The organism is Micromonospora sp. NPDC049102 (genome assembly GCF_043197485.1).
GTDB lineage: Bacteria > Actinomycetota > Actinomycetes > Mycobacteriales > Micromonosporaceae > Micromonospora.
This window is the reverse complement of sequence record NZ_JBICTE010000031.1, coordinates 46,609-68,142: the sequence shown is the minus strand read 5'-3', so window position 1 is coordinate 68,142 and position 21,534 is coordinate 46,609. Positions and strand designations below refer to the sequence as shown.

Annotated in this window: 20 protein-coding genes; 10 read left to right on the top strand and 10 right to left on the bottom strand. The window is 70.8% G+C overall.

The genetic code is table 11. The annotated features are described in order from the left end of the window. Nucleotides 1-46: 46 nt before the first annotated feature. The 4 genes from ACGFH9_RS24945 to ACGFH9_RS24930 all read right to left on the bottom strand — a co-directional run bounded on the left by ACGFH9_RS24945 (nucleotide 47) and on the right by ACGFH9_RS24930 (nucleotide 5,521). Nucleotides 47-2,602, bottom strand: coding sequence for an ABC transporter permease (locus ACGFH9_RS24945; protein WP_393223528.1), 2,556 nt, complete (start codon nucleotides 2,600-2,602; stop codon nucleotides 47-49). Beyond that, nucleotides 2,602-3,369 (bottom strand): ABC transporter ATP-binding protein, encoded by a 768-nt coding sequence (locus tag ACGFH9_RS24940; protein ID WP_393223526.1) that lies wholly within the window; start codon nucleotides 3,367-3,369, stop codon nucleotides 2,602-2,604. The genes ACGFH9_RS24945 and ACGFH9_RS24940 overlap by 1 nt, the downstream gene beginning before the upstream one ends. Before the next feature lie 329 nt (nucleotides 3,370-3,698). Then, on the bottom strand, nucleotides 3,699-4,385 hold the full coding sequence (locus ACGFH9_RS24935; RefSeq protein WP_393223523.1) for a response regulator: 687 nt from the start codon (nucleotides 4,383-4,385) through the stop codon (nucleotides 3,699-3,701). A gap of 221 nt (nucleotides 4,386-4,606) precedes the next feature. Then, nucleotides 4,607-5,521: a RecB family exonuclease gene (locus tag ACGFH9_RS24930; RefSeq protein WP_393223521.1), complete on the bottom strand. Its 915-nt coding sequence runs from the start codon at nucleotides 5,519-5,521 to the stop codon at nucleotides 4,607-4,609. Nucleotides 5,522-5,598: 77 nt separating this feature from the next. On the opposite strand from ACGFH9_RS24930, the gene ACGFH9_RS24925 reads away from it, so the two are divergent. From ACGFH9_RS24925 to ACGFH9_RS24915, 3 genes are read left to right on the top strand one after another with little or no spacing between them, the layout of a single operon-like run. After that, a complete protein-coding gene (locus ACGFH9_RS24925) occupies nucleotides 5,599-6,753 on the top strand; it encodes a site-2 protease family protein (protein ID WP_393223518.1) in 1,155 nt (384 codons plus the stop codon). Then, the gene (locus tag ACGFH9_RS24920) at nucleotides 6,750-7,736 is read left to right on the top strand and encodes a tRNA (adenine-N1)-methyltransferase (RefSeq protein WP_393223515.1); all 987 of its coding nucleotides are present in this window, start codon (nucleotides 6,750-6,752) and stop codon (nucleotides 7,734-7,736) included. The genes ACGFH9_RS24925 and ACGFH9_RS24920 overlap by 4 nt, the downstream gene beginning before the upstream one ends. Nucleotides 7,737-7,764: 28 nt before the next feature. Next, nucleotides 7,765-8,337 (top strand): hypothetical protein, encoded by a 573-nt coding sequence (locus ACGFH9_RS24915; protein WP_355053016.1) that lies wholly within the window; start codon nucleotides 7,765-7,767, stop codon nucleotides 8,335-8,337. Nucleotides 8,338-8,384: 47 nt separating this feature from the next. On the opposite strand, the gene ACGFH9_RS24910 is transcribed toward ACGFH9_RS24915, so the two are convergent. Continuing rightward, entirely contained in the window at nucleotides 8,385-8,678 is a 294-nt protein-coding gene (locus ACGFH9_RS24910) for a ferredoxin (protein ID WP_393223512.1), read from the bottom strand. A 178-nt stretch (nucleotides 8,679-8,856) separates the two neighbouring features. On the opposite strand from ACGFH9_RS24910, the gene arc reads away from it, so the two are divergent. The 7 genes from arc to prcA all read left to right on the top strand — a co-directional run bounded on the left by arc (nucleotide 8,857) and on the right by prcA (nucleotide 17,057). Further along, nucleotides 8,857-10,641, top strand: coding sequence for a proteasome ATPase (arc, locus tag ACGFH9_RS24905; protein WP_393223509.1), 1,785 nt, complete (start codon nucleotides 8,857-8,859; stop codon nucleotides 10,639-10,641). Nucleotides 10,642-10,771: 130 nt separating this feature from the next. Continuing rightward, a complete protein-coding gene (locus tag ACGFH9_RS24900; RefSeq protein WP_393223507.1) occupies nucleotides 10,772-12,736 on the top strand; it encodes a hypothetical protein in 1,965 nt (654 codons plus the stop codon). A gap of 125 nt (nucleotides 12,737-12,861) precedes the next feature. After that, complete coding sequence (gene dop, locus ACGFH9_RS24895; RefSeq protein ID WP_393223504.1) at nucleotides 12,862-14,379, top strand: depupylase/deamidase Dop; 1,518 nt, start codon at nucleotides 12,862-12,864, stop codon at nucleotides 14,377-14,379. A gap of 104 nt (nucleotides 14,380-14,483) precedes the next feature. Further along, nucleotides 14,484-14,699: a ubiquitin-like protein Pup gene (locus ACGFH9_RS24890; RefSeq protein WP_030332902.1), complete on the top strand. Its 216-nt coding sequence runs from the start codon at nucleotides 14,484-14,486 to the stop codon at nucleotides 14,697-14,699. Nucleotides 14,700-14,885: 186 nt separating this feature from the next. Beyond that, complete coding sequence (locus tag ACGFH9_RS24885) at nucleotides 14,886-15,407, top strand: endonuclease VII domain-containing protein (RefSeq protein WP_393223502.1); 522 nt, start codon at nucleotides 14,886-14,888, stop codon at nucleotides 15,405-15,407. Further along, nucleotides 15,326-16,165: a proteasome subunit beta gene (gene prcB, locus ACGFH9_RS24880; protein ID WP_355233513.1), complete on the top strand. Its 840-nt coding sequence runs from the start codon at nucleotides 15,326-15,328 to the stop codon at nucleotides 16,163-16,165. Before ACGFH9_RS24885 ends, prcB begins: the two co-directional genes overlap by 82 nt. A gap of 61 nt (nucleotides 16,166-16,226) precedes the next feature. Next, entirely contained in the window at nucleotides 16,227-17,057 is an 831-nt protein-coding gene (gene prcA, locus ACGFH9_RS24875; RefSeq protein ID WP_355053023.1) for a proteasome subunit alpha, read from the top strand. 197 nt (nucleotides 17,058-17,254) lie between these two features. Here prcA and ACGFH9_RS24870 read toward each other — a convergent pair whose 3' ends face one another. From ACGFH9_RS24870 to rfbB, 5 genes are read right to left on the bottom strand one after another with little or no spacing between them, the layout of a single operon-like run. After that, the gene (locus ACGFH9_RS24870) at nucleotides 17,255-18,565 is read right to left on the bottom strand and encodes a polysaccharide biosynthesis protein (RefSeq protein ID WP_393223498.1); all 1,311 of its coding nucleotides are present in this window, start codon (nucleotides 18,563-18,565) and stop codon (nucleotides 17,255-17,257) included. Then, entirely contained in the window at nucleotides 18,562-19,263 is a 702-nt protein-coding gene (locus tag ACGFH9_RS24865) for a glycosyltransferase family 2 protein (protein ID WP_393223495.1), read from the bottom strand. Before ACGFH9_RS24865 ends, ACGFH9_RS24870 begins: the two co-directional genes overlap by 4 nt. After that, nucleotides 19,256-19,627, bottom strand: coding sequence for a DUF2304 domain-containing protein (locus tag ACGFH9_RS24860; protein ID WP_007459918.1), 372 nt, complete (start codon nucleotides 19,625-19,627; stop codon nucleotides 19,256-19,258). Before ACGFH9_RS24860 ends, ACGFH9_RS24865 begins: the two co-directional genes overlap by 8 nt. Next, nucleotides 19,624-20,511 carry a dTDP-4-dehydrorhamnose reductase gene (rfbD, locus tag ACGFH9_RS24855; RefSeq protein WP_393223492.1) on the bottom strand — a complete coding sequence of 296 codons (888 nt, stop codon included), beginning with the start codon at nucleotides 20,509-20,511 and terminating at the stop codon, nucleotides 19,624-19,626. Before rfbD ends, ACGFH9_RS24860 begins: the two co-directional genes overlap by 4 nt. Then, nucleotides 20,508-21,509, bottom strand: a complete 1,002-nt coding sequence (rfbB, locus tag ACGFH9_RS24850) for a dTDP-glucose 4,6-dehydratase (RefSeq protein WP_393223490.1) — start codon at nucleotides 21,507-21,509, stop codon at nucleotides 20,508-20,510. Before rfbB ends, rfbD begins: the two co-directional genes overlap by 4 nt. Between the last annotated feature and the right edge of the window lie 25 nt (nucleotides 21,510-21,534).

Sequence of the window (21,534 nt, the reverse complement as noted above, 5' to 3'; positions counted from 1 at the left end):
ACCCCCGACGCCGCGAGTGGCGTCGGGGGTCGCGAGGTGGAACCGGTCAGTCGTGGGCGATCGCGCCCAGGACGTTGATCCGGGCCGCCCGCACGGCGGGGACCACCGCGGCCACCACCCCGACGATCGCGGCGAGACCGAGGAAGACGCCCATCTGTCCCCAGGGCAGGATCAGGTCGGTGATGCCCTCGTCCTTGAGCGCCTCGACCACGGCGGCGCCCAGGCCGGTGCCGACCGCGACGCCCAGCAGCGCGCCGAAGACGGAGATCACCACCGCCTCGACCGTGATCATCCCCATGGTCTGGCCACGCCGCAGCCCGATCGCGCGGAGCAGGCCCAACTCCCGCGTGCGCTCCAACACCGACAGCGCGAGCGTGTTGACGATGCCCAGGACGGCGATCACGATGGCCAGCGCCAGCAGGATCTGGATCATCGTGAGCAGCCCGTCGAGCGAACTCGTCTGCTGCTTGATGAACGCGTCCCGGTCGGCCACCGACACCTCGGGGCTGTCCGCGAGCAGCGTCTCCACCTGCGGTTGCACGTCGGCCACCCGGGCGCCCGGTGCGAGCTGGATGAAGCCCTGGATGGGCTGCGGGATCGCGAAGTCCTTCGCCGCGGCCGGCGGCAACGTCACCGGGTTGGTCAATTGCGACGACTCGTAGATGCCACTGATCGTGTACGTGCGGGCCTCACCCCGGGTGAGCTGCACGGTCACCGTCGACCCGACCGACCAGCCCCGGGACGTGGCGGTGTCGGAGCTGGCGAGCATCTGCGTCGGTGACAGCCGGTCGATGTCACCAGCCGTCGCCTTGGCACCGAAGATCTGCCGCAGCGACGCGACCTCGCTGCTCGCCGCCACCCACGTGCTCTGACCGTCCACGCGTGCCATGTCGCCGTACTCGCCGTCGACCAGTCGCACGCCGGGCAGCGCCTTCACCTGGTCCAGCACGCTCGGGTCGAAGCTCGGCGGACGCGGGCCACCCTGCTGACCGGCGATCACCAGCTCGGCCTTGATGGTGTCCTGGGCGAGCGCGCTGATGCTGCCCTTGGCTGAGTCGAGGATCACCGTGACGCCGGTGACCAGCGCGATGCCGACCATCAGAGCGGCAGCCGTGATGGCGGTGCGGCGAGGGTTGCGCCCGGAGTTGAGCCGGCCCAGCTTGCCCGGAACCGACCAGGAGAAGATCGCGCCGAGCAGGTTCACCACCGGCCGACTGATCAGCGGGGTCAACAGCGCCACACCGATGAAGGCGAACAGCACGCCGCCCAGGATGGTGGCGAGCGTCTGACCGCCCGCGTTGCCGCTGAGCCCCAGGAAGAGCAGCACCGCGCCGATGCCGGTGACCAGCGACCCGGCCACGGTGATCTTGGTCAGCGGTCGGTCCGGGGTCGCCACGTCCTGCATGGCGGCGATCGGCGGGATCCGGGACGCCCGCAGCGCCGGCAGCAGGGCCGCCACCACGGTGATCACCAGACCGACACCGAACGACCCGATCACGGCCGCCGCCGGCACGCCGATTCCGGCCAGGGTCAGGCCACCGGCCAGCTTGCCGAACAGGAACGCCAGCAGCGCGCCCACCCCGATGCCGGCGGCCAGGCCGAGCACCGACGCGATCAGACCCACCGCGATGGCCTCCAGCACCACCGAGCCGATGATCTGCCGTCCACTCGCACCGATGGCGCGCATCAGCGCCAACTCGCGGGTGCGCTGCGCCACGATGATCGAGAAGGTGTTGAGGATCAGGAAGGTGCCGACCAGCAGCGCCACGGCGGCGAAGCCGAGCAGGATCTTGTTGAAGAAGGAGAGGCCCTCCTTCAGGCTGGCCGCGGCGTCGTCGGCGACCTGCTCGCCGGTCTTCACGTCGTAGTCCGCGCCCAGCGTGCGCGCCACGTCGTCGCGCAGCGCCTCATCCGACACACCGCCGGCGGCCTTCACTGTGACGCTGCTGAACACCCCCGGTTCGCCCAGCATCAGCCGCTGCGCCACCGGCGTGGTGAAGAAGACCTCGTTGACGCCGCCGATCGAGTCCCGGTCACCGCTGTAACCGGCGATGCCGACCAGCGTGAAGTCCCGCTTCTTCGACTCGAACGCGGTCAGCACGCCGACCTTCTCGCCGACGCGCACCTTCGCCGACGTGGCCAGCGACTTGTTGACGACGATCTCGTCGTCGGCCTGCGGCGCGCGCCCCTCGCGCAGTTGCAGCAGGTCCCCATCGCCGACCCAGTTCTCACCCAGCTGCGGCGGCCCGAACGACGTGACGACCTTGCCGTTGCTGCCGATCACCCGCGCACCGTCGGCGTTGACGACACCGGTCGCCGAGGCCACCCCCGGCACCTGCTTGACCCGGTCCACCACGGCGGCCGGCAGCGGGGCGGCGGTCTGCTCGCCCTCCATCTCGTTGACCTCGACCTTGGGCTTCGCCGCGACGTTCACGTCGATCTCGGAGAAGCCGTCGGCGAACACCGAGTCGAAGGAGCGACCCAGCGTGTCGGTCAGCACGAACGCGCCGGAGACGAACATGACCCCGAGCACCACCGCCAGACCGGACAGGATCAGCCGGACCTTGCGGGCCAGCAGACTCTTGAGCGTCGCCCGGAACATCAGTTGCCCACCTCGGCCGGAGTGTCCAGCTTCTTCATGGTGTCCAGCACCGTGTCGGCGGTCGGCTCGATCAGCTCCGAGACGATCTGCCCGTCGGCGAGGAAGACCACCCGGTCGGCGTACGCCGCGGCGGTCGGGTCGTGGGTGACCATCACGATGGTCTGGCCGTGCCCGCGCACCGAGTCGCGCAGGAAGCCGAGCACCTCCGCGCCGGAGCGCGAGTCCAGGTTGCCGGTCGGCTCGTCCGCGAAGATCACCTCGGGGCGGGACACCAGCGCACGCGCACACGCCACCCGCTGCTGCTGACCGCCGGAGAGCTGCGCCGGCCGGTGGTCCAGCCGGTCCTGCAGGCCCACCGTCCGGATCACCGTGTCGTACCAGGCCTGGTCCGGCTTACGCCCGGCGATCGACATCGGCAGCAGGATGTTCTCCTTCGCGGTGAGCGTCGGCAGAAGGTTGAACTGCTGGAAGATGAAGCCCACCTTGTCCCGGCGCAGCTTCGTCAGTCCGGAGTCGCCCAGCCCGGTGACCGTCGTCTCACCGATCGACACCGTCCCCCGGGTCACCGAGTCGAGACCGGCGAGGCAGTGCATCAACGTCGACTTGCCGGAACCCGACGGGCCCATGATCGCGGTGAAGCGGGCACGTTCGAACTCCGCGCTGACCCCCCGCAGCGCGATGACCTGAGCCTCGCCGCTGCCGTACACCTTCCACACGTCGTTCGCCCGGGCCGCGGCCTGCGCCTGCTGGCCTACCGTCGCGGTCACGTCATCTACCTCTTCCGTCTGTCCGAATCCCACGCCGCCCCCCGATGGTCCGGCGCGACCGTTCAATCATCGGCGCAGCTCGCGCCCGTACCGTCCGCCCCTGGGGGGACGCGGAGCGGATTTCCCGCTGCGGGTGCACCCCCATGCCGTATCAGGGTTGCCCCTGACCCGACGGCCGGTCGACCGGTTTTGCACACTTCCCCCTCACGTCACAGGAGGGTCAACCGCGCCGTGCCGTCTCCGGTCACGGTAGGTGAGCACGGCAACCGGGCCGTCCCTCCACGGAGGGATCTTCGAGTACGCCGGGTGAGGTACCCGGGGCTCGGCGGCTACGCCCGTGGGCGGACCAGACCCGACTCGTACGCCAGCACGACCGCCTGCACCCGGTCGCGCAGCCGCAGCTTGGTCAGCAGGTGCCCGACGTGGGTCTTGACGGTGGTCTCGCTGACCGACAGCACCGCCGCGATCTCGGCGTTGGACAACCCCCGGGCCACCTGCACCAGCACCTCGCGTTCCCGGTCGGTGAGCGCGTTGAGCGCCGCCGACGGCGTGGCCGCCGGGTCGGGCAGCAGCTGCGCGAAGCGCTCCAGCAGTCGCCGCAGGATGCGCGGCGAGACCACCGCGTCCCCGCCGGCCACCGTGCGGATCGCCGCGATCAGCTCCTCGGCGGGTACGTCCTTGGCCAGGAACCCGCTCGCGCCCGCGCGCAGCGCCCCCACCACGTACTCGTCGAGGTCGAACGTGGTCAGCACCAGCACCCGCACCGGCAGGCGGGAGTCGACGATGGCCCGGGTCGCCGCCACCCCGTCCATGCGGGGCATCCGGATGTCCATCAGCACGACGTCGGGCAGCAGCCGCCGGGACAGCTCCACCGCCTCCACGCCGTCGCCGGCCTCCGCCACCACGTCCAGGTCACCCTCGGCCCCCAGGACCATGCGGAAGCCCGTACGCAGCAGCGGCTGGTCGTCGGCGAGCAGGATGCGTACCGGCCGAGCCGGGGCCACCCGATCGCTCATGTCGTCTCCCGTCCCGGTCCACCGGCCTGTGCGTCTCGCCGACCACGGTAAAGGTCGCCCCGCTCCGCCACTCTCTCCCTCGCCGCGATCTTGCACTTTCTGCGCCGACAGGCTGGGACGAGTCACCCGATGTCGACAACCGAAACTGCAAGATCGCCGGGGCGGGGCGGGGCGGGGCGGGGCGGGGCGGGGCGGGGCGGGGTGTGGGGTGGGTGGGGTGGTTAGTCTTCGGCGCCGGGGGGTGTGGGGGTGCTGCGGGCGTCGCGGAGGGGGTCGGCGTTCGCCGCCGCGACGGGGAACGGGGGTGGGGTGCCGCCGAACGTGGGGCAGAGCGCCTGGTGGCTGCACCAGTCGCACAGTTTGCTCGGCCGGGGCCGGAAGTCCTGTCGGGCGGTGGCCTGCTCGATCGCCCGCCACAGCGCCACCACGGTGCGTTCGAAGCGGACCAGTTCGTCGGCGTCGGGCGTGTAGTCCAGCACCTCGGCGTCGCGCAGGTAGAGCAGGCGCAACACCCGGGGCACCACCCCGCGGGTGCGCCACAGCACCAGCGCGTAGAACTTCAACTGGAACAGCGCGCGCGCCTCGAACGCCTCCCGGGGCGCTCCGCCGGTCTTGTAGTCGACCACCCGCAGCGCGCCGTCCGGGGCCACGTCCAGCCGGTCGAGATAGCCCCGGATCAACAACTCCTCGTCCACGACCGCCGAGATCAGACTTTCCCGTTCGGCCGGTTCGAGGCGCGTCGGATCCTCCACGGCGAAGTAGCCCTCCAGCAGCCCTGCCGCCGAGCGCAGGAACTCCACCGGGCCGGCCGGCTCGGCGTCGTCGAAGATCGCGGCCAGCTCCGGCTGCTCGGTGACCAGCCGATCCCACTGCGGGGCCACCAGATCGCCCGCCGCGGCCGGGGTGCGACCCGGCGCGGGCAGGTCGAAGAGCCGCTCCAGCACCGCGTGCACCAGCGTGCCCCGGGCCTGCTCGATGGTCGTCCGCTCGGGCAGCCGGTCGATGCTGCGGAACCGGTAGAGCAGCGGGCAGGTCTTGAAATCCGCGGCCCGTGACGGAGACAGCGAGGCACGCACCGTCGTGGGCGTCTGCGCCGGGGGAGAGGACTGGGGGGTGGTGACCGGTTCCGCCGTCATGTGCGCAAAGGTTAGGGCACCGGTATGACACCGCCCGCCAGCCGCCCCGCAGGTGACCGGTCCGTAGCATCGGTGCGATGGAGCAGAAATCCCGGCCCCCACGCCGGTCCGACCGGCGACCCGGTCTGAGCGTGGGGCGAGTGCTCGGAGTGCCCCTGTACCTCAACGCCTCCATGCTCGTGCTCGCCGTGCTGGTCGCCGTGCTCTACGCCGAGTTCGCCCGCCGCCAGTTGGATCTGCCACAAATCAGCGGCTACCTGATCGGCTTCGGGTTCGTGGTGTCCCTGCTCGGCTCGGTGCTTCTGCACGAGTTGGGCCACGCGCTCACCGCCCGCCGCTACGGCATCGGTGTGCGCGGAATCACCCTCGAACTGCTCGGCGGGTACACCGAGATGGAGCGCGACGCCCCGACACCCCGGATCGACCTGCTGGTCTCGCTGGCCGGCCCGGCGGTCTCGGCGGTGCTCGGCGGCCTCGCGGTCGCCGCCACGCTCGCCCTGCCCCCGGGCACCGTCGCCCACCAGCTCGCCCTCCAGCTCGCGTTGAGCAACGTCATCGTCGCGGTGTTCAACAGCCTGCCCGGGTTGCCGCTGGACGGCGGCCGGGCGCTGCGGGCCGCCGTGTGGGGCTTCACCGGCGACCGGCACCGCGGCACCGAGGTCGCCGGCTGGGCGGGGCGCGTCGTCGCCGTCGGCACGGCCGCACTGGTGGGGCTGCTGACGTTCACCCACGCTCTGGCACCGGTGGCGCTGCCGCTCATGCTGCTGGTCGCGGTCACCCTCTGGCGCGGCGCCGGGCAGTCGATCCGGGCCGCGCGGGTCAGCCGGCGGTTCCCCCTGATCGACCTGGCCCAGATGGCGCGGCCGGTGTGGCCGGTGACCACCGGCACGCCGCTGGCCGAGGCCCAGCGTCGCCGCGCCGAGGGCGGCCAGCCCGCAGCCGCCCTGCTGGTCACGAATTCCACCGGCAGCCCGGTGGCGCTCGTCGATCCGGCCGCCGCCGCTGCCGTCCCCGCCGAGCGTCGTCCCTGGCTGGCGGTGGACGCCGTCGCCCGGTCCCTCACCGAGCTTCCCGCGCTGCCACTCGGTCTCGACGGCGAACGGGTGATGGAGGTCGTGCAGACCCACCCGGGCGCGCAGTACGTGGTGACGTCAGGCGAAGATGTCGTCGGCATTCTGCACATCGGGGACCTGGCACAGCTCCTCGAACCCAACCGGAAGATGACACCGTGACCGCAACTCCCTCCACCGTCGGAGCCGACACCGCCCCCCGGACGCTGACACCCGTGCACCGAGGCCCGTTCCGGCCCGGCGACCGTGTGCAGCTGACCGACCCCAAGGGGCGGATGCACACCGTGACGCTGGAGCACGGCAAGGAGTTCCACACCCACCGCGGGATCCTGGCGCACGACGCGCTGATCGGGCTGCCCGACGGCAGCGTGGTGACCACCTCCGGCGGCGGCACCGCATTCCTGGCGCTGCGCCCGCTGCTCTCGGACTACGTGCTCTCCATGCCCCGCGGCGCCCAGGTGATCTACCCGAAGGACTCGGCGCAGATCGTCGCGATGGGCGACATCTTCCCCGGCGCGAAGGTCCTCGAGGCCGGCGCCGGCTCCGGCGCGCTGAGCTGCTCGCTGCTGCGCGCCGTCGGCACCGAGGGTGAGTTGCACTCGTTCGAGGTGCGCGACGACTTCGCCCAGATCGCCAAGCGCAACGTCGAGGCGTTCTTCAACGGGCCGCACCCCTCGTGGCACCTGCACGTCGGTGACGTCGCGCAGTGCCAGGAGACCGGCTTCGACCGCATCATCCTGGACATGCTCACCCCCTGGGAGACCCTCGACATGGTCGAGCGGGCGCTGGTGCCCGGCGGCGTGTTCATCGGGTACGTCGCCACCACCCCGCAGCTCTCGGAACTGGTCGAGGCGCTGCGCGAGCGCGGTGGCTGGACCGAGCCGCGCGCCTGGGAGTCGCTGGTGCGGGACTGGCACGCCGAGGGCCTCGCCGTCCGACCCGACCACCGGATGATCGCGCACACCGCGTTCCTGGTCTCCGCGCGCAAACTCGCTCCGGGCGTCACCGCGCCGCCACGTCGCCGAAAGCCCAGCAAGGGCAATGAGGCGTACGTGCAGCGTCGCGAGGACCTGCGCGCGGCCGAGGCGGCCCGCCAGGCCGCCGCCGCGCAGGCCGACTCGACGGGGGAGATGGACAGGCCGTGACCATCGGTGAGCGGGGGGAGGCGGCCCGATGAGCCGACCGGGTTACGGCGGAGGCGACCTGCCCGCCGTGTTTCCGGACTGGTCGCCCTACCAGGACCTCGAGTCGGCCGCCCGCGCCTACCTCCGGGACCCGGACGTCGCCCTGGAGGCGCTCGGCGGCGTGCTGCGCGGCGCCTCGGTGCTCGGCTTCACCCTGGAACGTTTCGTCAACGAGGTCAACGGCGTGTGGCAGGAGGTCGTCGTCTGCGACGGCAGCCGGTTGATCCTCTGGCACGGCGAGGACGTGCCACCGGGGGAGGGGCCGCCGGGCTCGATGACGTCGTCGCTGCGGGTCGTGCCCGTCTCCACGGTCACCGAGGTGGGCTGCCGGCGGCGACTCAACCGCTCCGAGAGCGGCGAGATCCGGGTCGACAGCATCGACGTCTACCTGCTGCTCACCTCGCTGGACGAGGCGCCGCCGAGCGAGGAGATGGCCGGTACGCCCCGGCACGACGCGCTGCGGTTCGGCAAGACCCTCGACGACGGCGGGGCCGGGCAGATCGCCCGACTCGAGGAGTTCGCGCGGCTGGTCGCCTCGGTCGTCGGCCGCCCGATGCTCTGAGGCGTACCCCGTCGGGGTCAGCGCCGCGCGGACCGCGCGGCGCTGGCTCAGTCGTCCTCGGCGTCCGGGCCGGCGACCTCGACGCCGTCGCCGCGCACCACGTGGATGCAGTCGCCCGGGCACTCCTTCGCCGAGTCGATCACCTCGAGTCGCAGGTGCTCGGGCACGTCGACGCGGCTGCCCGGGGCCAACCGCAGCTCACCGTCGACACCCTTGACGTACGCCAGGCCGTCGATGTCGAACTCGAACACCTCCGGCGCGTACTGCACGCAGAGCCCATCGCCCGTGCAGAGATCCTGGTCCACCCAGACCTGCAACTGGTCGGTCGCGACCTCGGCCACGGTGCACCCCCCATGTTCTCCCGTACCTGCCTCCGACGGTACCCGAACGCCGGTAACGACCCCACAGACCACCCCTTGGCGATCAAGGTTCAGTGACGAGGGTGTTGCGTGGGACCGAATCGGGCTCATAGCGGCTAGTGTTAGCTCAGAACGTTCAAGCCCCCCGGGGAGGTGGGACGTGGCAGCACGCAGCGACGACGCGGACTCGCGCGCCGCACGGTGGGAGAAGGAAGCCCACGATCTCTCCACGCAGGTCGCGTTCCTTCAGGAGGAACTCGCCCTGGTGCGGCGCAAGTTGACCGAAAGCCCCCGACACGTCCGGCAGCTCGAAGAGCGGCTGGCGGCCACCCAGGCACAGTTGGCGCGGCTGACCGAGAACAACGACCGGCTGGTGAGCACCCTCAAGGAGGCTCGCACGCAGATCGTCACGCTCAAGGAGGAGATCGACCGGCTCGCGCAACCGCCGAGTGGCTACGGAGTCTTCCTGGCCAAGCACGACGACGGCACGGTGGACGTCTTCACCGGCGGCCGCAAGCTGCGGGTATCCGTCTCGCCCTCACTGGACGTGGCCGAGCTCCAGCGCGGCCAGGAGGTCCTGCTCAACGACGCACTCAACATCGTCGACGCGTTCGGGTACGAGCGGGTCGGCGAGGTCGTGATGCTCAAGGAGATCCTGGAGGGGCCGAACGGCGCGCCGGGTGACCGGGCGCTGGTGGTCTCCCACTCCGACGAGGAGCGCATCGTGCACCTCGCCGAGACCCTCATCGGTTCGGCGATCCGTGCCGGCGACTCGCTCATGATCGAGCCCCGTTCGGCGTACGCGTACGAGCGGATCCCGAAGAGCGAGGTCGAGGAGCTGGTCCTGGAGGAGGTGCCCGACGTCGACTACTCCGACATCGGTGGCCTCCAGTCGCAGATCGAGCAGATCCGCGACGCGGTCGAGCTTCCGTTCCTGCACGCGGACCTGTTCCGCGAGCACCAGCTCCGCCCGCCCAAGGGCATCCTGCTCTACGGACCGCCCGGCTGCGGCAAGACGCTGATCGCCAAGGCGGTGGCCAACTCCCTGGCCAAGAAGATCGCCGAGCGGCAGGGCAAGGAGAAGCACACCAGCTTCTTCCTCAACATCAAGGGCCCGGAGCTGCTCAACAAGTACGTCGGCGAGACCGAGCGGCATATCCGGCTGATCTTCCAGCGGGCTCGGGAGAAGGCCGGCGAGGGCACTCCGGTGATCGTGTTCTTCGACGAGATGGACTCGATCTTCCGGACCCGTGGCTCCGGCGTCTCGTCCGACGTGGAGAACACCATCGTCCCGCAGCTGCTCAGCGAGATCGACGGCGTGGAGGGGCTGGAGAACGTCATCGTCATCGGCGCCTCCAACCGGGAAGACATGATCGACCCGGCGATCCTGCGCCCCGGTCGGCTCGACGTGAAGATCAAGATCGAGCGGCCGGACGCCGAGGCGGCGAAGGACATCTTCTCCAAGTACATCCTCTCCGGGCTGCCGCTGCACCCGGACGACCTCGCCGAACACGGCACCGACCCGCAGGCCACCGTGGCCGCGATGATCGACGCCGTCGTTCTGCGGATGTACTCCGAGACCGAGGAGAACCGCTTCCTCGAGGTCACCTACGCCAACGGCGACAAGGAAGTCCTCTACTTCAAGGACTTCAACTCCGGCGCGATGATCCAGAACATCGTCGACCGGAGCAAGAAGATGGCCATCAAGGAGTTCCTCACCTCCGGTCGCAAGGGGCTGCGCCTGCAGCACCTGCTCGACGCCTGCGTCGACGAGTTCCGCGAGAACGAGGACCTGCCCAACACCACCAACCCCGACGACTGGGCCCGCATCTCCGGTAAGAAGGGCGAACGGATCGTCTACATCCGCACGCTCGTCTCCGGCGGCAAGGGCGCCGAGGCCGGCCGGTCCATCGAGACCGCCAGCAACACCGGCCAGTACCTGTAAGAACGCGCTGACACCAGCGGGGCTCGGGACGCGAGGCGTCCCGGGCCCCGCTCGTCACACCGGCCCACACACCCCTACCCGACCCGGTACGCTGTGGCGCTTCCAACCCTGCGAAACATCGAGGATCCGCGTGCCGTCCGAACTCACCGTCACCGACCCGCCGGCACGCCCCGCGGTCGATCCGCGGACCCCGCCTTCCGCCCGCTCGTACCGCACGCTGCTCCTCGCGCTGGCGGCCGCGTGGCTGGTACCCGCGGTCGCGTACCCCCTGCACCTGGCCTGGCTGCTGCCTCCGCTCGTGCTGCTGGCCACAGCCAGCCTGCTGCGCGGCGGCCGCACCCTGCTCGACCGGCTCGTGCTCGCCGCGCTGCTGCTCGTCGGCGCCACCACCATCGCCGGGCTGCTCTTCACCCTCTGGCCCTGGGGGCTGCACCCCGTCGCCGTCAGCGGCGCCGCCCTCAGCGCGCTCGCCCTCGTCGCCACGGTGACCGGCCGACGTCCCAGCCTGCCCCGACCGGTGTGGACCGACCTGCTGCCGGTCGTCGCCACCGTCGCCGTCGTCGGCTACCTCGCATCACCCTGGCTGCGGGCCGGCACCCTCGCCGGGCGCCTCAGCCTCCTCGCCCTCGGCGAGGACAACCTCCGCCACGTCGCCCTCGTCGACGCCATCGGCCGGCTCGGCGGGTACGTCTTCCTCGACCCGTCGGCCGCCCGCGACGACATCGTCTCCCTGCTCGCCCGCTACCCGCAGGGCTGGCACCTCACCACCGCCGCGCTCGACGCGCACCTGCGCTCCGCCACCGGCACGCCGAGCGGGGCGAGCAGCCTCACCCACTACGGGTGGTGGTGCTTCGCCACCTTCGGCCTGTTCGTGCTCACGCTCTTCTGGGCCGCCCAACGCCTTCCCGGACCCCTGCACCCGCTGCACCGGGTCGTCCTGACCGTCGTCGTCAGCGCCCTCGTCCTCGGCAGCCAACTGCCCCGCCTACTCATCGCCGGCTACCCCAGCGAGGTGCTCGGGCTCGCGCTCGCCGTCGCGCTGACCGCGCTCGTCGTACGCCCGCTCGCCAGCAACCGGGAACAACTCGTCCTGCTCGGCGCGCTGCTCACCGGCATCGGCTTCACCTACTACCTGTTCCTCCCACCGGCCGGGCTGCTGGTGCTCGGCTGGCTGATCGCGCACCGCCGGGAGTTGCTCCACACCCGCCGGACCGTCTTCGCCGTCGGCCTGGTCACCGCCCTGCTCGCCCCGCTGCCCCTGGTACTGGGCGTCTTCGCCGCCGGTCAGACCGAGGCCCTCGACGCCAAGGCCGGCCTGGAACTCGCCGAGGCGTGGCGTGCCCTGCTCGGCTTCGCCCCGATTGTCCTGATCGGCCTCGTGATCCAGGCCCGCCGCGCCGACCGGGCCTGGCGGAGGCACCTCGCCGCCGTGCTGGTTGCGGTCGGCTTCGCCCTCGCCATCGCCCTGGCGAACGTCCTCGCCGGCGTCCAGCCCGCCTACTACTTCATGAAGGGCGTGCACCTCGCCACGGTCGGGCTCATCGTCGGCACTGCCGCCCTGGTCCTGCTGCTGCCCGTGCCGTCCGCCGAACGGCGTTCGAACCGGGTCCGCGCCGTCGCCGTACCCGCGCTCGCCGCCACCCTGGCCGTGCTCACCGTCGTGACCCTCTGCGGGCTCACCGGCTGGAGTCGGAGCCTGCTCGTGGTGGACAAGCAGAGCTGGACGCAGCTCTGGGTCCAGCACAGCGTGGACAAACCGTCGAGGGTCGCCCAGGTCTGCGCCGCGGCCTACCGCCGCCACCCCGACCAGCCGGGCACCATCACCGTCGTGCTCGACCGGACCGGCTACCGCGGCTACGCGGAATCGATCTGCCTCTCCGCCCTGCAGGGCACCACCGCCCAGAGCGAGCCGGCGATCTACCTGCCGATCTTCGAGGAACCCGGGCGCACCCGCAAGATCCTGCGCTCAACCCGCGGTCCGATCCGCCTGCTGATCAGCGACCCGGCCGCGCAACGACGCGTCGACAAGCTGCTGACCAGGTACCCGGACCTGCGCGGCCGGGTCACCACCGTCCCAATGATCATCAAGTACTGACCGTGGCGGGCGGGGCGCGGGACGACACCCGTAACCCGCCCGCACCGGCGCGCCCCCGACCCCGAACAGTCGGACTACGCTCGACATGACGGGGACCGGGTCGGGCGAGCGAAGCGGGTAGGTCGATGAGCGTAAGACGGATCATGGGCACCGAGGTCGAGTACGGCATCTCCGTACCCGGCCAGGCCGGAGCGAACCCGATGGTGACCTCGTCCCAGGTGGTCAACGCCTACGGGGCCCGGCCCGAGCTCAACCGGGGCGGCCGCGCCCGCTGGGACTACGAGGAGGAGTCGCCGCTGCGCGACGCCCGCGGCTTCACCTACTCCGGAGCCGCCTACGACCCCGCCGAGGCCCTCGCCGACGAGGACCTGGGCCTGGCCAACGTGATACTCACCAACGGCGCACGCCTCTACGTGGACCACGCGCACCCCGAATACTCCACTCCCGAGGTCACCACGCCCCGCGACATCGTGCGCTGGGACAAGGCCGGCGAGCGGGTGATGGCCGAGGCGTCCCGCCGCGCCGCCACCATCCCCGGCAGCCAGCCCATCCACCTCTACAAGAACAACACCGACAACAAGGGTGCGAGCTACGGCGCCCACGAGAACTACCTGATGCGCCGGCAGACCCCGTTCGCCGACATCGTGGCGTACCTGACGCCCTTCTTCGTGACCCGGCAGATCGTCTGCGGCGCCGGCCGCGTCGGCATCGGACAGGACGGCGGGCAGAGCGGCTTCCAGATCTCCCAGCGCGCCGACTTCTTCGAAGTCGAGGTCGGCCTGGAGACCACCCTCAAGCGACCGATCATCAACACCCGCGACGAGCCGCACGCCGACGCCGACAAGTACCGCCGGCTGCATGTCATCATCGGCGACGCCAACCTCTCGGAGATCTCCACCTACCTTAAGGTGGGCACCACCGCGCTGATCCTCACCATGATCGAGGAGAAGGCGCTCAGCGCCGACCTCGGCATCGCCGACCCCGTCAGCGAACTGCGCTCGGTCAGCCACGACCCGTCCCTCACGCACCTCATGCGGCTGCGCGACGGCCGCCGGCTGACCGCCTTGGACGTGCAGTGGGCGTACTTCGAACGGGTGCGGTCCTTTGTCGACGACCGCTACGGCACCGACGTCGACGAGCAGACCGCCGACGTGCTGGACCGGTGGGAGGGCGTGCTGGACCGGCTCGGCCGCGACCCGATGCTCTGCGTGGACGAGTTGGACTGGGTGGCGAAGCTGCGGCTGCTGGAGGGCTACCGGGAGCGGGAGAAGCTCGGCTGGGGTTCGCACAAGCTCCAGCTCGTCGACCTCCAGTACTCCGACGTACGCCCGGAGAAGGGCCTCTACAACCGGCTCGTGTCCCGAGGGGCCATGAAGACGCTGCTCACCGACGAGGAGGTCCGCAGCGCGATGACCGAGCCGCCGGAGGACACCCGGGCCTACTTCCGGGGCCGCTGCCTCGCGCAGTACGCCTCCGAGGTGGTCGCCGCGAGCTGGGACTCGGTGATCTTCGACGTGGGCCGGGAGTCGCTCGTCCGGGTGCCGATGATGGAGCCGGAACGTGGCACCCGCGCTCACGTCGGGGCGCTGTTCGACCGCTGCGCCAGCGCCAAGGACCTGCTGGAGACGCTGACCGGCGGCTGAACGCGACACCGATTGCCCGCTGCGCGCCGCAAGCCGGCGCGCGGCGGGCTTTTCGTCGTCCGGGCGAGGTAAGTTCATCGCAGACGATCGTGGAGGAGGCAGCAATGGCCACTCATGACAGCGGCGGCCAGTCGCAGTCCGGCAAGTCCCGCCAGGGCGAGGAAATCGAGGACGTCACCACCGAGGCCAACCCCGAGGTGGCCGAGCGGCACGCCGAGATCACCGAGGACGTCGACGACCTGCTCGACGAGATCGACTCCGTCCTGGAAGAAAACGCCGAAGAATTCGTGAGAGGTTACGTACAAAAAGGAGGTCAGTGAACATATAGTGTCAATTCGGATATGTCTCACGCGAGTGATGACCGTGACGGACAGCGCTGCTGCCGAGACTGCGGCGAGTGGAAGTCGCTTGATGATTTCTGTGCCAGCTCGAAGAGGCCGGAAGGGCGGGGCAGCTACTGCAAGCCCTGCTTCAACGAGCGTTCCAAGGCAAGTTACGCGCGTCGGGTGAAGGCCAAGTTCGACCGTGAAGTGCGGGCAAGCCGCGTCGTGCCAGAAGGGCACAAGTTCTGCCCGGCGTGCGATGCGGTCAAGCCGTTCGATGCTTTTCCCCGGAACCGGGCGGACAGCTCCGGGTATGCCAGCTACTGCAAGCCCTGCCACAACAGGAAGACCAGTGAGACCAAAGAGCGGCTGTACGGGGGTAACCGCGAGTACCACCTGCGGCGGCGCTACGGCATTGGGGAGAAGGAGTTTCAGGAGCTCCTGGCCGAACAGGGCGGGGTCTGCGCGATCTGTGGCGGCGCGGACCCGCAACATCTGGACCACGATCATCGCACCGGATGGGTGCGCGGGATACTCTGCTTCAACTGCAACGGTGGTCTTGGCCAGTTCCGTGACAGTCCTACGAGGCTGGCCAGGGCGATCACGTACCTGAGAGGAACCACGTGGCAGCGGGCTTTGATCCATCCGGGCGTCTACCAGATGTGTTCACCAACGCGGGGACGTCCTCCTTCACCACGTTCCTGAGCCGGGTGGCGCCCGAGATGCTGCCCGGTCGTCGACCCCTTCCGCCCGGCATGGCCGCCGACCTGGCGCCGCACGCGACCACCATCGTGGCGATCTCGGCCGCCGGTGGCGTGGTGATGGCCGGTGACCGACGGGCCACCATGGGCAACCTAATCGCCCAGCGCGACATCGAGAAGGTGCACCCCGCCGACGCGTACTCGTTGGTCGGCATCGCGGGCACCGCGGGCATCGGCATCGAGCTGATGCGACTGTTCCAGGTGGAGCTGGAGCACTACGAGAAGATCGAGGGCGCGATGCTCTCACTCGACGGCAAGGCCAACCGGCTCGCGTCGATGATCCGGGGCAACCTGGGTGCGGCCATGCAGGGCCTCGCCGTCGTTCCGCTGTTCGCCGGCTTCGACCTGGCCGCCAGCGACCCGGCGCGGGCAGGGCGGATCTTCAGCTTCGACGTGACCGGTGGCCCGTACGAGGAGACCGGCTACGACGCCATCGGCTCCGGTTCGCTCTTCGCCAAGTCGGCGCTCAAGAAGCGTTTCCGGACCGGCGTGTCCCTCGATGACGCGACCCGGCTCGCGGTCGAGGCGCTCTACGACGCGGCCGACGACGACACCGCGACCGGCGGACCGGACCTGACCCGCCGGATCTATCCGGTGGTGATGACCGCTACCGCCGAGGGCACGCGCCGGTTGACGGACTCCGAGACGGCGGCGATCGCCGAGGGTGTGGTCGCCGGCCGGATGGAGAACCCGGGCGGCTGAACCCCGTCCACCCCCACCAGTCAGCAGTCGTCAGCACAGCGCCGTAAGGAGAACCGCCGCCGTGGCCATGCAGTTCTACGCCTCGCCCGAACAGATCATGCGCGACCGCTCCGAGCTGGCCCGCAAGGGCATCGCCCGGGGTCGCAGCGCGGTGGTCCTGAGCTACTCCGGCGGGGTGCTCTTCGTCGCGGAGAACCTCTCCAGCGCCCTGCACAAGGTCAGTGAGATCTACGATCGGATCGGCTTCGCCGCCGTCGGCCGGTACAACGAGTTCGAGAACCTGCGCCGTGCCGGTGTGCGGATGGCAGACCTGAACGGCCTCAGCTACGACCGGCGCGACGTCACCGGGCGGGCGCTGGCGAACGCGTTCGCGCAGACCCTGGGCGCGATCTTCACCGAGCAGTCGAAGCCGTTCGAGGTGGAGATCTGTGTGGCGGAGGTCGGGGCGACCCCGGACGACGACGAGCTGTACCGGCTCACGTACGACGGGTCGGTCAACGACGAGCCGGGCCGGATGGCGATGGGTGGCCAGGCCGAGGCGATCACCGGTGTCCTGAAGTCGCAGCACCGGGCGGACATGTCGCTCGGCGAGGCGGTCCGGGTGGCGGTGCAGGCGTTGAGCACCGTCGGTGGTGAGGGTGGTGCGGCTCGTACGATCGCCGCGAACCAGCTCGAGGTGGCGGTGCTGGACCGTCAGCGGGTGGGGCGTACGTTCCGGCGGATCACGGGGGCGGCGCTGACGGCGTTGCTCGACGGTGATGTCGCGGCGGCGGAGGAGCCGGCCGAGGCGGGTGGGCCGGACACGCCGGCGCAGCCGACCACGGAGGCCCACAAGCCGACGACGTCGGCGGGCTCCGCCGACCTGGAGGACAAGCCGGCGGACGGCAAGTAGAACCTGTCGTGTGCGGCGGGCGGCCCGGAGAACGGGTCGCCCGCCGCCCGCGTGTCACACACCCCCCCAGGCGCCCAGCCCCGCCCCGCCCCGCTTCAACCTCGCCGATCTTGCACTTTCTGTCGCCCGAGTGCACCTTCTGCGCGCATTTGTCTCGACAGAAAGTGCAAGATCGCCGGGGGTCGGGGGCCGGGGGGTCAGGAGCCTGCGGGTAGTCCGGGTGCGACGGCTTCGCGGGTGGTGGTGGTGTGCATGGGCGCCGGGCCGCTTGTGCGGGTGCGGAGCAGGGCGGCCATGGTGGCGGCGACCACGACGGAGCCGATGGCGTAGCCGAGTTCGACCCGCAGCGCGGTGGCGACCGGGGCGAGGGTGGCGGCGACCAGCGCGGCCACGCCCACGGCCCAGGCGACCGCCTGCGCCCGGTGCCGGTCGAGGGCGAGTAGCGCCTGACCGAGGACCATCGCCCAGAGGTAGGCGAGGGTGGCCGCGGCGAGCCAGGCGAAGTCACCGTGGCCGAGGACGCCGGGCGCGTCGAACAGGGTCTGCACCAGCCACGGGCCGAGCAGGACGGCGAGCACGGCGCCGGTGAGGCCGAGCGCGGTGACGACGCCCAGGGCCCGGCGCAGCAGCCCGTTGAAGGCAGTCCGGTCGCCGGTGGCGGCGGAGGTGGCGAGACCCGGGAGCAGGGACGCCTGGAGTGAGGCGAAGACGAACAGCGGGATCCGGACCAGCACCAGCGCGGAGAGCAGGGCGCCGGCGGTGGCCACGTCGGACGGGTCCAGCACCTTGACGTTGATCACGCCGATGTTGACGACGACCTGGGACAGCAGGCTGGACGTGATGAGCAGACCGAGGCCGCGCAGGAATGCGGCCCAGGCGACGGGAACGCCGCCGCCGATAGCCCGCAGGACCGGTGCGGCGGTGACCGCCACGCCGATCAGCGGCGCGACGATCAGCACCGCGCCGAACCAGACGGGGGAGGTGACACCGGTCAGGCCGAGCAGGGCGACGAGGGCGATGCGCAGGCCGCCGTCGACGCCGAGTTGGGTGCCGTACCAGGGGAACAGTTGCAGGCCGGAGAGCACGCCGCGGGTGGTGTGCGCGACGGCGAGCGCGGCGAGCGACCCGATCAGGACGGCGACCATGGTGTCGTCGCTGGCGAAGAACCGGTCGGTGAGCGGCCCTCGGGTGGCGATGATCAGCGCGACCACGGCGGCGAGCAGACCGGCGGCCAGGGCCACCCCTCGGGCCAGTACCGGTCCAGGGGGTAGGCCTTGGCTGTGCCGGCCGGCGACGAGCCGGGCGACCTCCTGTTCGACGGGCATGAACAGGCCGATGCCGAAGGTGAAGACGATCGTCCAGAGCGCCGCGAGCGAAGAGTAGTCGGCCGAGGTGAGGCTGTGCCCGGCGACGGCCAGGTGGACGTAGGAGGCGAGCCCCAGCAGGGCCAGGCCGGCGCCGACGGCGACGGTGCCTGGTGGGACCAGACTCAGCAGCCGCCGGATCACCGGCGAATGAGCGCCAACGTGAGGACGGCGAAGGCCCGACCGAGGTAGATCATGGCCTTGGCCGGGGAGTGGCTGGGGGTGCCGGCCATCCGCTTGCGCATCGCCACCGGCACCTGGCGGATGGTGTAGCCCCGCCGGGCGGTGTGCACGAGCGTCTCGACCGTGTCACCCAGGTATTCCACCGGATACCAGGTGGCGAACATTTCGATTACGCGGCGATTGGCGGCGCGGAAACCGGAGGTGGTGTCAGTGAGCTTCGTGCGGGCGACGCGGGACAGCACGCCGGAAAGCATGACCATGGCCCAGCGGCGGGGGCCGCGGACGTTGTAGTCGCCCTCGCCGGCGAACCGGGCGCCGATCACCAGGTCGGTCTCGTCGAGCAGGTCGACGAGCTTGGGCACGTACCGCGGGTCGTGCTGGCCGTCCGCGTCGATCTGGATGGCCACGTCGTAGTCGTGATCGCGGGCGTACCGGTATCCCACCCGCATGGCGCCGCCGACACCGAGGTTGTACGGGAGTTTCGCGACCCGGGCGCCGGCGGCGGAGGCGACGGCGGCGGTGCGGTCGGTGGAGCCGTCGTCGACCACGAGCACGTCGACGCCGGGTAGTTCGCCGCGGACCTCGCCGACGACGTCGGCGATGGAGCCGGACTCGTTGAGCGCGGGGATGATGATCAGGACCCGCTTGCCGTTAACCATCGTGCGACACCAGTTCGTCTCGAGCCGCCCGGTCCGCGTCGATCTCGGCGCGGAGCAGGGCGAAGTCTTCTGCCAGGGTCCGGGTCTCCTCTTCGAGGGCGCTGACCTCCCAGCTGAGGTGCACGCAGACCAGCAGCAGGAAGACGATGCCGAGGAAGAGCACGAGGCTCACGCCGGACTGGACGCCGAGCAGCTCGGCGACGTTGTCCAGCAGGCGGGGGAAGAGCGACAGCGGAATGACGATCACCAGGACGCAGAGCCAGAGCATGCCGTACTTCTCGCGGAGCTGCCGGCGGCGCAGCAGCTCGACGATCGTGGCCAGCAGTATCAGGCCGGTCAGGCCGGTGACGAGGGTGAGCTTCATGCGACCTTCCACGGGGCGGGTGGAGCGGGGGAGTGGAACGCGTCAACCAGGGTGGAGTGCCAATCCGGAAGCGGCGGCAGACCCGCAGCCGCCCAGCGACTGTGCCCTAGCACACTGTACGCCGGACGGGGGGCGGGACGAGGATACCTGTCGCTCGTGGTGGGTCGGATCCGGTCCGGGTCCAGACCGGCCAGGGTGAACGCGGCACGGGCCAGCCCGCACCAGGTGGTCTGGCCGGCGCAGGTGCCGTGGTAGACGCCGGGAGCGGCGCGACCGTCCAGGGCGGCGTCGGCGAGCGCGACCAGCCGCTCGGCGAGGCGGTACGACCAGGTGGGCTGCCCGTGCTGGTCGTCGACCACGTCGACGTGCTCGCGTTGGCCGGCTAGCCGCAGCATGGTGGCCACGAAGTTCGGCCCGTGCGCGCCGTACAGCCACGCGGTGCGGACGACGTACCCGGTGTCCGGCAGCAGGCGGGCGACGGCCTGCTCGCCGACCAGCTTGCCGCGCCCGTACGCGTTGACGGGCGCGGTCGGCGCGTCCTCCGGGTAGGGGGAGTCGGCGTCGCCGGCGAGGACGTAGTCGGTGGAGACCTGGATCAACCGGGTGCCGCTGGTGGCGCACGCCGCCGCGAGGTTCGCCACGCCGTGGCCGTTGACGGCGGTGGCCGCCGCCTCGTCGGCTTCCGCGCCGTCGACGTTGGTCCACGCGGCGGCGTTGATAACGACGTCGTGTCCGGCGACGGCGGTGCGGACCGCAGTGGGGTCGGTGACGTCCAGGTCGGTACGGGCGGCGGCGGTGACCTTCAGGTCGGGCCGGGTCTCCAGGACGGTGATCAGGTCCCGGCCGAGCATCCCTCCGGCGCCGGTGACGAGTAGTCGGGTCATGCGGTGGGGGCCGACTTCAGCGGCTCCCACCAGGCCCGGTTCTCCTGGTACCAGCGCACGGTGTCGGCGAGGCCGTCGTCGAGGATGATGCTGGGCTGGTAGCCCAGCTCTTCGCTGATCTTGCTGATGTCGAGGGAGTACCGGCGGTCGTGACCCTTGCGGTCGGTGACCGGGACGACCCGGTCCCAGCCGGCGCCGCAGGCCTCCAGCAGCAGGCCGGTCAGCTCCTTGTTGGTGAGCTCGGTGCCGCCGCCGACGTTGTAGACCTCGCCGGCGCGGCCCTTCTGCTGGACCATCGCGATGCCCCGGCAGTGGTCGTGCACGTGCAGCCAGTCGCGGATGTTGCCGCCGTCGCCGTAGAGCGGGACGGTGCCGCCGTCGAGCAGGTTGGAGACGAAGAGCGGGATGACCTTCTCGGGGAACTGGTACGGCCCGTAGTTGTTGGAGCAGCGGGTGACCACCACGTCCATGCCGTGGGTGCGGTGGTAGGCCAGCGCGAGCAGGTCGGAGCCGGCCTTCGAGGCCGAGTACGGCGAGTTGGGGGCGAGCGGCCAGGTCTCCGTCCAGGAGCCCTCGTCGATCGAGCCGTACACCTCGTCGGTGGAGACGTGCACGAAACGGCCGGTGCCGTGGCGCAGCGCGGCGTCGAGCAGGGTCTGGGTGCCGAGCACGTTGGTGGTGACGAAGGGCGCGGCGCCGGCGATCGAGCGGTCGACGTGCGACTCGGCGGCGAAGTGCACGATCACGTCGTGGTCGGCGACGACCTCGTCGACCACGACCGGGTCGCAGATGTCACCCTGCACGAACCGCAGGCGAGGGTCGTCGCGGACCGGGTCGAGGTTGGCCCGGTTGCCCGAGTAGGTCAACTTGTCGAGCACGGTCACGACCGCCGGTTCGAGCGGGGGCACGCCCTCGGCGCTGCCCAAGGGCTTGCCCAGCAGCAGTCGAACGTACTCCGACCCGATGAATCCGGCTCCGCCGGTGACGAGGATCCTCACGGGTCCGAGAGTGTACGCGACGTTC